At 48.3% G+C, this 13,618-nt stretch carries 12 protein-coding genes; 7 read left to right on the top strand and 5 right to left on the bottom strand.

Translation table 11 applies throughout. The annotated features are described in order from the left end of the window. The first annotated feature begins 129 nt into the window (after positions 1-129). The 7 genes from ASD24_RS26105 (at position 130) to ASD24_RS26075 (ending at position 8,198) form a co-directional block, all read left to right on the top strand. On the top strand, positions 130-753 hold the full coding sequence (locus ASD24_RS26105; protein WP_056702143.1) for a TetR/AcrR family transcriptional regulator: 624 nt from the start codon (positions 130-132) through the stop codon (positions 751-753). Continuing rightward, positions 750-1,091: a DMT family transporter gene (locus tag ASD24_RS26100; RefSeq protein ID WP_056702140.1), complete on the top strand. Its 342-nt coding sequence runs from the start codon at positions 750-752 to the stop codon at positions 1,089-1,091. The genes ASD24_RS26105 and ASD24_RS26100 overlap by 4 nt, the downstream gene beginning before the upstream one ends. Further along, positions 1,091-1,405 carry a DMT family transporter gene (locus ASD24_RS26095; RefSeq protein ID WP_056702138.1) on the top strand — a complete coding sequence of 105 codons (315 nt, stop codon included), beginning with the start codon at positions 1,091-1,093 and terminating at the stop codon, positions 1,403-1,405. Before ASD24_RS26100 ends, ASD24_RS26095 begins: the two co-directional genes overlap by 1 nt. A 285-nt stretch (positions 1,406-1,690) precedes the next feature. Continuing rightward, entirely contained in the window at positions 1,691-1,831 is a 141-nt protein-coding gene (locus tag ASD24_RS26090) for a hypothetical protein (RefSeq protein ID WP_156395557.1), read from the top strand. A 151-nt stretch (positions 1,832-1,982) separates the two neighbouring features. After that, the gene (locus tag ASD24_RS26085) at positions 1,983-2,912 is read left to right on the top strand and encodes a TetR/AcrR family transcriptional regulator (RefSeq protein ID WP_235540859.1); all 930 of its coding nucleotides are present in this window, start codon (positions 1,983-1,985) and stop codon (positions 2,910-2,912) included. A gap of 36 nt (positions 2,913-2,948) precedes the next feature. Further along, positions 2,949-6,209, top strand: coding sequence for an efflux RND transporter permease subunit (locus ASD24_RS26080; RefSeq protein WP_056702132.1), 3,261 nt, complete (start codon positions 2,949-2,951; stop codon positions 6,207-6,209). A gap of 294 nt (positions 6,210-6,503) precedes the next feature. After that, positions 6,504-8,198, top strand: coding sequence for a PucR family transcriptional regulator (locus tag ASD24_RS26075; protein ID WP_056702128.1), 1,695 nt, complete (start codon positions 6,504-6,506; stop codon positions 8,196-8,198). 5 nt (positions 8,199-8,203) lie between these two features. Here the strand turns inward: ASD24_RS26075 and ASD24_RS26070 are convergent, their stop codons facing one another. The 5 genes from ASD24_RS26070 to ASD24_RS26050 form a co-directional block, all read right to left on the bottom strand. Beyond that, complete coding sequence (locus ASD24_RS26070; protein ID WP_056702126.1) at positions 8,204-8,431, bottom strand: hypothetical protein; 228 nt, start codon at positions 8,429-8,431, stop codon at positions 8,204-8,206. 5 nt (positions 8,432-8,436) lie between these two features. Continuing rightward, positions 8,437-9,873, bottom strand: coding sequence for a dihydropyrimidinase (gene hydA / locus ASD24_RS26065; protein ID WP_056702124.1), 1,437 nt, complete (start codon positions 9,871-9,873; stop codon positions 8,437-8,439). After that, the gene (gene preA / locus ASD24_RS26060; protein ID WP_056702122.1) at positions 9,870-11,165 is read right to left on the bottom strand and encodes an NAD-dependent dihydropyrimidine dehydrogenase subunit PreA; all 1,296 of its coding nucleotides are present in this window, start codon (positions 11,163-11,165) and stop codon (positions 9,870-9,872) included. Before preA ends, hydA begins: the two co-directional genes overlap by 4 nt. 101 nt (positions 11,166-11,266) lie before the next feature. Next, a complete protein-coding gene (locus ASD24_RS26055; protein ID WP_082560578.1) occupies positions 11,267-12,634 on the bottom strand; it encodes an NAD(P)-dependent oxidoreductase in 1,368 nt (455 codons plus the stop codon). Between the two features lie 98 nt (positions 12,635-12,732). After that, positions 12,733-13,614, bottom strand: a complete 882-nt coding sequence (locus tag ASD24_RS26050) for a nitrilase-related carbon-nitrogen hydrolase (protein WP_056702121.1) — start codon at positions 13,612-13,614, stop codon at positions 12,733-12,735. Positions 13,615-13,618 lie beyond the last annotated feature (4 nt).

Here is a 13,618-nt window from a genome sequence, read left to right as displayed (position 1 = left end):
TGTTAGTTCGTTTCAAATAACTATAGCTAATCCGCCTGTGTGCTATCGTGCAGGCGGATTTTCACATCTTGACACGGGATGTAAAATGTGAAAATATAATTACCTAACGCCCGTTAGGAAGGTGATATTATGACTGCACATTCGATTCGGGATGCCGCGCTCTTTCATTTTGCTAGAGATGGATATGAAGGAGCATCACTGAGAGCCATCGCAGATGAAGTCGGGATTAAGAAACCGTCGATATATGCACATTTTAGCAACAAGGATGACTTATTTTTGCACACCCTCGCCTTTGCTTTTCAGGAGGTACGGCGGCACACAATCGAATATTTCCGTGACCATGCAGATATACCACTAGAGCAACGGCTGAAGGGTTTACTATTCTGGTTTGAGGAAGAGTACCATGCCCATGCATCCGCACGTTTTATGCTGCGCAATTGTTATTATCCACCACTGAATCTCTATAGCGAAGTGATGGATCTTGTGTATCCGTTTCTAGATGGTATGGAACGCGCATTGATCCGGCTATTCGAGCGTGCAATACGTCATGGAGAACTACCGTCTGTTCCAGCAGAACAAGCAGCTATTGCGTTTATGACGTTCCTGGACGGTATTACGGTGGAAATTATTTATGGAAGCTCACGTCGATACAAACGACGCCTTGAAGCATCCTGGCCTGTCTTTTGGCATGGCATACATCATATGAACGAAGAAGCACGAGCTATCGCGCTGGAAGGAGATTCACCATCATGAACCGCAACTGGTTATATGTTTTTATCGGAGGAATTATAGAAATCGTATGGGTGAGTGGGCTAAAGCATGCTTCTAATGCATTAGAATGGTCGCTGACGGGGATCGCCATCGTGATTAGTTTCGGACTCATCATTGCCGCTTCCAAGAGACTGCCTGTCGGTACCGTATACGCCGTCTTCACGGGGATTGGTACAGCAGGTACCGTCCTGACGGAGATGGTATTATTCGGCGAGGAGTTCCGTCTCGCTAAAATACTGCTGATCGGCTTACTGCTCTGTGGTGTAATTGGATTGAAACTTGTCACAGACCAGCAATCCGCGAAAGAAGGTGCAGCATAATGGCATGGTTAGCAATCGTCGGTGCAGGCATCTGTGAAATTTTTGGCGTCATCGGTATCAATGGTGCTTCCTCCAAAAAAGGCTGGCCTTATATCGTGCTGATGTTGGTTTCATTTGTCTTCAGCTTCTCTCTTCTGTCCTACGCAATGACTTCAATTCCTATGGGCACAGCCTACGCTGTGTGGACAGGAATCGGTACAGTAGGCAGCACGCTGACAGGCATGTTCCTGTTCGGTGAACGCAAAGAAGCGAAGCGGCTCCTATTTATTGCGATGATTCTGGTCGCAGCGGTTGGTTTGAAATTAATTACGTAGTCGGCAAGAAACAGCGATATCGTATGGATCATTTTTAATGAATTATTGAATCAATTTCATAACTCATTAGAACGTGTTTTATGTAACTAGATATAGACAAATTAAACCGTTTTGATCTATATCTAGCCTTGATTTAAGCAGCAAAAGGTATTATGAAATTGATTCTATTATGTAAAATTTAATATTTTACATAAAAAAACAGGCGACTTCATCAGGAAGTCGTCTTTTTGAGATATGATGGAAGTAGAAGATATCATCATTTCGAGAAAAGAGGAGGCTGAATGGATGAAAAAAGTATGGAGACGTATCGGCGCATTCACAGGGTATACCTTCTTGATTCTATTAGCTACGTTCTTCCTCTTCTCCCTCGTGGCAGTGATCCTACTCGTCATTTATGATTTTCAGGGTGGAACGTTACCTCATTAAATAGGTATCCCCATCTTCATTTCTTCCAATTTCCTCCCATTTGAATTTAACCTTCCAGATCGTTTATACTTGTTTTGACCTTGAAGTCAATCTGAGAACTCACAAGTTCCGCAACGAGGTGAATGTATCGTTAATGAACCCTATCCATGAAATGAATGAGAAGAAAAAGCTGATTATTACCACAGCTCTTAAGCTGTTCTCTGCCAAAGGCAGTGCCGCAACGTCGATGCAGGAGATTGCTGAACTATGCGGAATGTCGAAGGGCAGCCTCTACCTCATGTTCAAATCCAAGGAGGAATTAGAGGCCAGCACGTTGGAATACTGCATGTTTGCTCTGATAGATGAAATGACCCAGATTGAACATGAAGCTGGTCTTACTTCGAGAGAACGTCTGCACAGGCAGATCGAGACATTGCTTATTCATGTATCTGAACTGAAGGAATTTCTACGTGTACAACTACGCAGCATGATGATGGATGATGAGCAGAAGCATGGCGACAAATGCAACCCGCAACATCGAGATCTAGAGGTTCGTACCCTGCATTGGTTCAAGGGAAAACTTGAGGATCTATATGGCCCGGAGATTGAACCCTACACGATTGACCTTATTATTCTCACGCATGGTCTATTTCTCTCCTACGTCAAAATCTGGTTTACAGAGATGCCCTCCCTTACGGTTGCCAAGATGGCTACTAACATGCTGCAAACGATTGATTACACAGCGCAGGGACTGCTGGAGCACAAGCCTGCACCACTCATTCTGCTAGAACATTGGCCGGCATGGACGAGTGAGTCCTATGCAGATTCCCCCATGTTGCGGCATCCGGTTCACATTATCAAACAGATGCAGGATATCATCACTTCTGATCTGCAACCAGGACAATTACGTACCGATGCGCTGGAGACCATCGCCATTCTGAAACAAGAGATGATGGAATTCACGCCAAGGCGCGCGATTATTCTGGGCATGATGCACAATCTGAATCACATTCCTGCCATTCAGCCATTGCACTCCGAGCTTCAGCATATTATGGATGCCATGTATAGCCGGTTTATCCAAGCTGACTCGTCAAACCAATAAAAAACAGGGAGAACAGAGAGGAGAAGAAACCAACGTATGAAAGGGATTATTAACTTTTCACTGAACAACAAGTTTGCGATCTGGATTCTGACCATCATCGTTTCCGCCACCGGTCTATACAGTGGACTAACGATGAAGCAGGAGACGATCCCAAACATCAACGTTCCATTTCTGGCCGTTACTGCTATTGATCCTGGTGCCGCACCAGAAGGAATTGTTGAGGATGTCACCAAACCACTAGAACAGACATTGAGGAACGTCGATGGGATTAAAACACTCACCTCTACCTCCATGGAGAATGCCTCTTCCATTACACTTGAATTCGATTATGGAACCGATCTAGACAATGCCACAGCAGCAGTTCGTGAAGCACTGAACGAAGTGCAACTGCCAGATGGCGTACAGAAACCGACCATTTCCAAATTCAGCATTAACTCATTCCCAGTTGTATCACTGAGCTTGTCCGATAAGGATGGCGGGGATCTGGAACAACTGACGAGACTCGCACAGAACGATATTCAGGCTGCACTTGAAGACATCGACGGTGTCGCTCAGGTACAAGTTTCCGGTCAATACGTTAGAGAGGTTCAACTTAAATTTGATCAGGACAAAATGAACGAACTTGGTCTGACGGAAGACACAGTCAAAGGCATCGTTCAAGGTTCCTCTGTCCGTGTACCTCTTGGATTGTTTGAACTGGATAAAGCACAGAAGGCTGTCGTTGTTGATGGTAACATCATTGATATGGATGACCTGAACAACCTGGCTATTCCGGTTATCCCAAGTGGTGCAGGCGCATCTGCAGGTAATGGTGCAGCTACTGCCCCACAAGGCACGGGAGCACCAACAGATGGCTCATCGGCTCAAGCTGGTGAAGCGGGTCAAGGTACAACACCCGGCGCTGCACAAGGATCTGACCAGGCTGCAGGGCAAGCTGGTGGCGGTAACGCTGGCGCTGGTAATCCTGCGGGCGCAGCTAATGCAGCACCTGGCATTCCAACGGTTAAATTAAGTGATATTGCGAAGATCGAAGTTATTGGTCAAGCAGAATCCATCTCTCGGACAGACGGTAAGGAATCCATCGGGATCTCTATCGTTAAGTCCAATGATGCCAATACAGTTGATGTAGTCAATGCTGTTAAGAAAAAAGCAGAAGAACTGCAATCCCAATTCAAAAACGCGGAACTGACGGTCTTACTTGACCAAGGTAAACCTATCCAAGATTCCGTAAATACCATGTTGTACAAAGCGATGTTTGGTGCTTTGTTCGCCATTCTGATTATTCTGTTGTTCTTGCGTGATATTCGCTCTACGATCATTTCGGTTATTTCCATTCCGCTCTCCTTGCTCATTGCACTGACAGCGCTGAATGTAATGGACATCACGTTGAACATGATGACCCTCGGCGCCATGACGGTTGCTATTGGGCGGGTCGTGGATGACTCCATTGTTGTTATCGAGAACATCTATCGCCGTTTAACGCTCAAAGGAGAGAAATTAAAAGGTCGTGAATTGATCCGGGAAGCAACCCGTGAGATGTTTGTACCAATCCTTTCCTCCACCATTGTTACCATCGCCGTGTTCCTTCCACTCGCACTTGTGAGCGGTATGGTCGGTGAGTTGTTCTTACCGTTTGCCTTGACGATGGTCTTTGCCCTATTGGCATCCCTTGTTGTTGCGGTAACGATCGTACCCATGCTGGCACACAGCTTGTTCCGCAAAGGGATCAAGAACAAGCAAAATCATGAAGAAAAACCAGGTAAGCTTGCGGATACGTACAAACGACTCTTGAACTGGACGTTATCTCATAAACTTATTACTGTAAGTGTCGCTGTACTCGTATTGGTCGGTAGTTTATTCCTGTATCCGTTCATCGGAGCAAGCTTCCTGCCAGAGCAGCAGGATAAATATGTAATGGTTACGTATAGTCCGGAAACGGGAGCTCTGCGTGAAGATGTGGAAAAAGAAGCTCTTGTCGCTGAGAAGTGGCTGTTGCAGCAACCAGGTCTGGAGAAAATGCAATACTCTATCGGTGGCAGTAACCCACTGAGCAGCATGGGTGGAGGAAGCTCCAACTCTGCACTCTTCTATATTGAATACAACGAAGATACCAAAGAGTTCACCCAAGTGAAGAAAGATCTTGTAGAAGGTTTGAAGAACGAAGTTACCGTAGGAACCTGGAACGAGCTTGATATGTCTGGGGGTCTGGGAGGCAGCAGTCTGAGTCTTTCCATCTATGGCGACAGTGTAGAACAGATCAAACCTGTCTCCGATGAGATTCTGAAGCTTGTACAAGCAGATACGGATTCATTCGAAAAAGCAGATACAACACTCTCTGATACCTACGGGCAATATACGCTTGTTGCAGATCAGGAGAAACTAAGTTCGCTTGGTTTGACTGCAGGTCAACTGGCTATGGCACTGAGCCCAGTGCGGGAACGCCCTGTGCTTACCGAAGTAGACATCGAGAATAAAACGTATAAAGTATATGTCGAAACGGACAAAAAGACATTTAATAGCCTTTCAGAGATTGAAAACGAAACAGTCACTTCACCGCTCGGCATCGAAGTACCCATTAAAGATGTCGCTAAAGTGGAAGAAGGCACTTCACCGAACTCCATCATGCGAATTGATGGTAAGGTCGTTGTTCAGGTATCAGCTAACATTCTCGCTTCTAATGTAGCGCAAGCTTCACAGGATCTGCAGGCTAATATCGACAAAATTGACCTGCCAGATGGTGTGGAAGTGAAGTTTGGCGGAACGACTGAACAAATTAATGACACATTTACACAGCTGGGTCTGGCCATGTTGGCAGCCATCGCTATTGTATACTTTGTGCTCGTTGTTACATTTGGCGGCGGACTTGCGCCATTTGCCATCTTATTCTCCCTGCCGTTCACCGTTATCGGTATTATGGTAGGTCTGTTCGTAACAGGAGGTACAATCGACGTATCTGCCATGATGGGTGGACTGATGCTCATCGGAATCGTGGTCACGAATGCTATCGTCCTCATCGACCGCGTCATTCACAAGGAAAACGAGGGATTGTCTACTCGTGAAGCCTTGCTGGAAGCTGGAGCAACACGTCTTCGTCCAATTCTGATGACCGCTCTTGCTACCATTGGTGCATTGCTTCCACTTGTTACAGGGCTGGAAGAGAGCGCGGGGATTATCTCCAAAGGTCTCGGAATTACCGTGATCGGTGGTCTGATCAGCTCTACGCTGCTCACACTGGTAATCGTACCGATTGTGTATGAATTCCTGATGAAGTTCAAAAAGAAAAGAATCGAAGATTAATTTGTCGCAAAGATAGACTCATAATCTAAGCTAGATTAACAATTCACACCCCTTGGGATGTATTGGAATGATTTTATATTCCAACATCAGACCAAGGGGTGGTTTTTTGTAGTCAGAGTATTTTTTGTAGTTAGAACGATGGCAATTTTGAATTAGATGACAAAACAAACTACCCATTTTGGGAAATCACACAAATGCGTGTAAGAGATCATCTCATCTGTGCTGAATGGTTTTATACTAAGGTTTACGGATCTGGGTATTGCTAGGACATACCGTGGGAAGGACGGTGAGGGTATGGGGGAAACAACGCTCCATATTCAGATGAGGGATATGTTGAAACGTCCGGTATTTCGCAAAGCAGAGGTACTCGCCAGTGAACGTGCGCTGACGAGGTACGTAAGATGGGTACATATCATGGAGGTGCCTGAAGTAGGGAACCTGCTCAACGGCGGTGAACTGGTGTTAACCACAGGCATTGGATGGCAGGATAATGCGCAGCAAGGCCTTTCTTTTCTACGTCAGTTAATTGCACATGGGGCTGCGGGGTTATGTATTGAACTTGGAGCACATACCAAATCCCAGCTTGGGGCAATGAAAGAAATCGCTTCTGCCGAGGATTTTCCACTCATCTGGTTCCATGAACAAGTTCGTTATATCGATATTACGCAAGATCTGCACTTCACTTTGCTCCGCAGTCACCAACGGTTGATCGCTGAACTCGATACCCTAACCACCTCATTCAACCAACTTCTGCTCAATGGCGATGGTGTACAGCCACTACTTCGATTGTTGTCACGTACGACGGGTTATGATGTAGCTCTCTATCCACTTGAGGGTGAGGCAAGTGCCGTGCCCTATAGTGCACCAGAACAGCTGGAAGCGCGCCGCCAGTCCTGGTTCATGCATCGGAAGTCTGAGTCACTGAGAACGGAAATTCATACGGAACCCGCGATGTTAACCGAGTTCTGCTCCTCACCGGGTACGCTCTCCCTGTCTGTGCAAGCACTAGAGTATACCTTTGCCGACCTCGTACTCACCACAGCAAAATCATCTAATCATGATCTGGATCTGGAGCACCCGCATCAACCTTCCAAGGAATTCGTCCTTCAAGCCATCGAGCGTTGTGCCGCAGCCATTGCCCAGGACTGGATGCGCACCAAATACATGGAGGAGAAGCGCCGATACAAGGAAGATATGTGGGTCATCGATTGGCTCAACGGCCATCATTCTGCCAAAGAAATACACGAATATCTATCCACCGCTAGTCCCCTTCTTGCAACAGGCACAGGCACCGTCATTTTGTTCGACCGTATCCCGGGTTATTCAGATAGCCTCAAGCTTCAGAAGCTCCTCATTCAGCGTAACATCGTCTCCCGCTCGATCTTCTCAAGAGAAGGCTTCACCCTCTATAGTACCGTGCTTAACCATCAGATCATTCTCATCATCATCGACCCTCAGCCTGGAATTCAACGCAAAAGCCATCTATGGAGCTGCATTCAACAACTCCAGCATCATGAAGCAGATCAAACGCATCGTCTATTCTCAGGTCTGTTAGGCATTGGTCAGAGCTGCGCTAACCTCGCTCGTATCAAAGACAGCTTAGATTCAGCCAAGGAAACCCTGTCGATTCAAAAGGATATCGGAGCGATGCAGCAGCCCTTCTACAGCAACCTTCACTGTTACCGTATTATTGCGGGTATGAAGCAGAGTGGCAGTTTGGAGGATTTTATTGAGGAATATTTGGGGCCAATCATTCGATATGATGCAGATAAAGGTGGGCAGCTCCTGCATACGCTCAAGCAATATTTCGTGCTGTGTTGTTCCAAACAAGAGACCGCTACCCGTCTGTTCATCGTAAGGCAGACCCTATATCACCGATTACACAAAATCGAGTCCCTTCTAGGAGAAGACTATGTTCTTCCTGAGAAAAGAGTTGCGATCGAGCTTGCCATCTATGGTTATGAATATGTCCACGGCCCGATCGCATAACTTCACTATGCACCCTGCTGCTCTCGCAGTTGCTGCACGAGAAAGTATCCAAACCACTTTCGGCCGGAGGCAGTGCCTACGTGTTGCTGCTTCCACTCTCCCGGCTGATCCGGATGCTCCCAGACGACATCCGCTCCCTCCAGATGCTCTTGCACCGTATAGATGCGGTAACCCAGAGCGACCATACGTTCAATCGCTATTTTTTCTGCTTCAAATGCCTCTGTCTCGGACATGCCTCTCAACCCCTCGTTGTTGTCGCTACTTTCTTCGCTGGAACGGGTACGCCAGCATCGTATTTGGCACGCTTCACATATTGACCTGCACCCGGCTTGCCAGCAAACTGCTGATCACGAATCACATATTCTCCCCGACACAGCACCGTAACGGGACATCCCTGAACCTGCATTCCTTCAAAAGCACTGTAATCCACGTTCATATGATGCGTAGGAGCAGAAAGTTCTCTCTCCATCGCTGGGTCAAAAATAACGATATCTGCATCCGTTCCTACAGCCAGCGTACCTTTCTGCGGAAATAACCCGAATAGCTTGCTCGCCCGAGTAGAACATAGATCCACCCACTGATTCAGGGATATGCGTCCTTTGGCGACGCCTTCTGAATACAGGATGCTGAGTCGATCCTCAATCACAGGCCCGCCATTCGGAATTTTGCTAAAATCATCCTTTCCCAGATCCTTCTGTCCCTTAAAGTTAAACGAGCAGTGATCTGAGCCAATCGTCTGGAGCTGACCATTCTTCAGTGCATTCCATAATGCATCCTGATGAGAAGCTTCCCGCAAAGGCGGTGACCAGACATACTTAGCACCCTCAAAATTCGGCTGATCCATGATCGATTGATCCAACGTTAAATACTGCGGACACGTCTCGCCCCAGATTCGATACCCTAACTCCCGCATACGAGCAATCTGCTCAACCGCTTCGGCACATGTAACATGCACAACATAGAGCTGAGAATCAGCGAGCGCTGCCAGTCGGGCCGCCCGACCTGTTGCCTCTCCCTCCAAGATCGACGGGCGGGTAAGTGCGTGGTGTATCGGCTCCGTGCGACCAGCCGCGAGCGCTTCACGCACCAGCAGGTCAATCACATCACCATTCTCGGCATGCACCATGACGAGAGCGCCGTACTCCTTTGCTTTTTGCAGCGTCTGATACAGGATGGCATCATCGGCTTGGAATTGGTTTTTGTATGCCATGAATACTTTAAAGGAAGACACACCTTCTTCTTCAATCATCTGAGGCAACTCTTCCAGCACCTGATCATTCATCTCGCCGATCATCAGATGGAAGCCATAATCAATAGCTGCCTTACCGTCTGCTTTGTCATGCCATTGCTGGAGGGATTCCAGCAGAGGTCGCCCTTTTTGCGTTAAACAAAAATCAATAATCGTAGTCGTGCCGCCAAATGCAGCAGCAGCCGTACCTGTCGCAAAATCATCGGCAGTAACCGTTCCGCCAAACGGCATATCCAGATGGGTATGTGGATCGATGCCGCCAGGAATAACGTAACAACCTGATGCATCCACAACCTCTGTCCGTTCGTCCGGCAATAGCCCTATGCCGATCTGTGTGATTTTGCCATGCTCAATTAGAATATCTGCCTCAAATGTATCTGACGCTGTAACCAACACACCATTACGAATCAATTTGCGGACACTCATGATATCGCCTCTTTCGTTGATTGATCTCGCGTCCACTGTAGCGTCGCTATTGCCGATTGGCGTTCGTTCCAGGTTAACGGTGCTTGTTCATGCTCGATCTCCACCATCTGGATTGCGCCATCCACCGGACACACAATGGAACAAAGGTTACAGCCTACACAATCCTCCTCAACCACCTCAAGATATGAACCCGAAGGGTCTGTCAGCATATCGATACATTGATGTGAAGTGTCTTCACAGGCGATATGGCATTTGTTGCAATTAATACAGACATCGCGGTCAATACGAGCGACCACTTTGTAATTCAGATCAAGGTTGCCCCAATCCGAATATTTAGGAACCGTCTGACCGATTAACTCTGTTACACTTTGCAAACCCTTCTCATCCAAGTAATCATTCAGCCCATCGATCATTTCCTCCACGATCCGAAAACCATGATGCATTGCAGCCGTACATATCTGAACGCCGGTGGCTCCCATTAATAGAAACTCAGCTGTATCCCGCCAATTGGATATGCCTCCAATACCGGATATCGGCACGCCTACTTCAGGATTACGCGCGCACTCTGCAACCATATTCAGAGCGATCGGCTTCACGGCTGGGCCACAGTACCCCCCATGCGCTCCTTGACCACCTACATGCGGAACGGTATTCCACGAATCCAGGTCTACACCCGCAAGAGAGTTGATGGTGTTAATCATGGAGATCGCATCTGCACCACCACGCACGGCGGCTTTGGCTGTTACCGTAATATCCGTAATATTGGGCGTAAGCTTCACGATGACCGGGGTCGTTGCTACTTCCTTCACCCACATGGTCTGGAGCTCTACCAGATCAGGCTGTTGTCCCGAGGCGGCTCCCATACCACGTTCAGCCATGCCATGAGGACAGCCAAAGTTCAGTTCCAGCCCATCGACACCAACTGCCTCTACTTTCTTCACAATCTCATGCCACTTCTCCCGCTTCGGCTCAACCATTAGTGAGGCAATCACCGCTCGATCCGGGAAACGCTTCTTGGTCTCCGCAATTTCTCGCAGATTCACTTCTAATGGACGATCCGATATCAACTCAATATTGTTAAAACCGGCAACACGCTGCCCACCGAAATGAATTGCTGCAAAGCGTGACGATGTATTGATAATTGGCTCGCCCAGTGTCTTCCACACTGCGCCACCCCAACCTGCCTCAAAGGCTCGCTGAACCTGATATCCCGTGTTCGTTGGTGGTGCTGATGCCAGCCAGAATGGATTCGGCGATCGAATACCTGCCAGATTAATAGATAAGTCAGCCATAACGATCCCTCCTAGATGTGGATTGATATCTTTGGATTAGTTCTTGGTTTGCGATTGATTGATGCTGGTGTCATTAAACCGAGCGTAGCGTGATTCCGAACTCATGCCGTCTCTTCTACCTTTCCAGGCCATGCCTTCATGACCGCCGCTGCTACCATCTTTCCTTGCTGCGCTGCTGATACGACCATCGCTTCACCCTGTCCCTGACCAAAGATAACATCTCCAGCAGCGTAGACCTGAGGGCGGGATGTGCGATAAGTGTGCGGCTCCACCTCCACTACACCTCCCTGGTGCTTCAAGCCAAACGCTTCAATAAGCGGCAACAACCGATTCTGCCCAATTGCGCGCACGACAGTATCACATTCAATCGTGAACTCTGACCCTTCCACCGGTACAGGCCATGCGCGTCCCCCGCCGGGCGGTGTCTCCAGTCGCATTTTCACGCATTCAATCGCGCGAACTCGGCCGTTCTCATCTCCGATAATACGCCTCGGCATCGTAAACCAACGGAACTCGACTCCCTCCTGTTTCGCAAATGTATATTCAAACGCATACGCCGTCATCTGACCCTCTCCGCGTCGATAGAGCATCTGTACTCGCTCAGCACCCAAACGTACAGAGCACGTTGCCGCATCCACGGCTGTATTGCCTGCACCAATCACAGCAACATTCAATCCATGGAGCGCCGGCGGCACACCCTGCTTCGTCGATTCGACCAGCTCAATGGCATCATAGACTCCTTCTAGTGTCTCGCCTTCAATGCCAAGCATCGGCACTGCTCCCATGCCACAAGCGAGAATCACTGCGTCATATTGCTCCATAAGCTCATCTGCCGAGAGGTCTACCCCAATACGAACTCCATAGCAGATCTGTACGCCCAATGCTTCCACTTGCTGTACTTCCCACAACGCGACGGATTCAGGTAAACGGAACGATACAATGCCATACGTGTTCAGTCCGCCACCTTTCGCCTTCGCTTCATAGATCGTCACCTCATACCCTGCACGCCCCAGCTCTCTGGCTGCGGACAACCCTGCCGGGCCGGCTCCCACAATTGCAACAGTACGTCCATTCGAAGGTGCCGGATGGAACAAAGGTTCATTCTTCGTGCGTGCCCAATCCGTTGCATAACGTTGCAGGTCACCGATGCGAATAGGCTTTGACGAATCGTTCAGAACACAGGCACCTTCACATAACTCTTCTGTTGGACAGACCCTCGCGCAACTGGCCCCCACCGGATTCGCATCCATAATGGTTCGAGCCGAGCCCTTGAGGTGACCTGTGGAGATTTTCCGTATAAACGAAGGAATATTAATATCTGTTGGACACGCCTTAATGCAAGGTGCATCATAACAATATAGACAGCGGTTGGATTCCTCCATCGCCTCTGCACCTGACATCGCAGGTTTCATCTCCGTGAAACGACTCTCCCATCCATAATCAGACATGGGGGTTCCAGGGCTGTTCATCATGCGTATGCACCTCCAAAAATTATTCATTGAGCTGTGTATCCTGTTCGTGCCTCAGGGCATCCTTTGTAATCAAAAGCGGACTTTTTGAACAACCTCTACAAGTGCACGAGGTGCTCATACGTTTCAGGCCGACGATCCCGGTAAAATTGCCATACATTGCGCACTTCCCGGATCACCTCGGTATCCATCTCCCCAATAATTACTTCATCCTGATCCCTGCTACCGATGGCAACCATCTTGCCACGCGGATCAACGAGATAGGACTGACCGTAGAACTCTCCCATATTCCAAGGTGATTCCACCCCTACACGATTGATCGCAGCAACATAATACCCATTGGCTACCGCATGTGCGGGTTGCTCCAGCTTCCACAGGTATTCCGACGTGCCTGCCACCGTTGCCGAAGGATTGAATACAATCTCAGCACCCGCTAAACCAAGCAGACGTGCTCCCTCCGGGAAATGACGGTCATAACAGATGTACACGCCCACTCTAGCGTAAGCCGTATCAAACACCGGGTATCCAAGATTTCCAGGTTTGAAATAATACTTCTCCCAGAATCCATTCGTACCCTCACCTGCTTCCACATGCGGGATGTGATGCTTGCGATATTTCCCCAGATACGATCCATCCGCATCGATTACGGCTGCCGTGTTGTAATACGAAGCAATGCCTTCCACCTCATACACCGGCAAAATAATGACTACCCCAAGCTCCTTCGCCAATGCTTGGAAACGTTGTGTAGTTGGCCCCTCTGGTACCTGCTCCGCAGAGGCATACCACTTCGGACTCTGTTCCGTGCAGAAGTACGGACCGTAGAATACTTCCTGTAAGCCAATAATCTGCGCTCCCTTGGCGGCAGCTTCCCGCACCATGGCGATATGCTTCTGTATCGCCGCTTCCTTATGTACCTCAACGGAAGCGGTGCCTTCAATGGCGTGTGAAGCTTGGATCAAACCAATCTTGATTTTGCTCATAATA

The organism is Paenibacillus sp. Root52, from assembly GCF_001426865.1.
Classification (GTDB): domain Bacteria; phylum Bacillota; class Bacilli; order Paenibacillales; family Paenibacillaceae; genus Paenibacillus.
The sequence above is the reverse complement of the archived record's forward strand: the minus strand, read 5'-3'. Positions and strand labels throughout refer to the sequence as shown.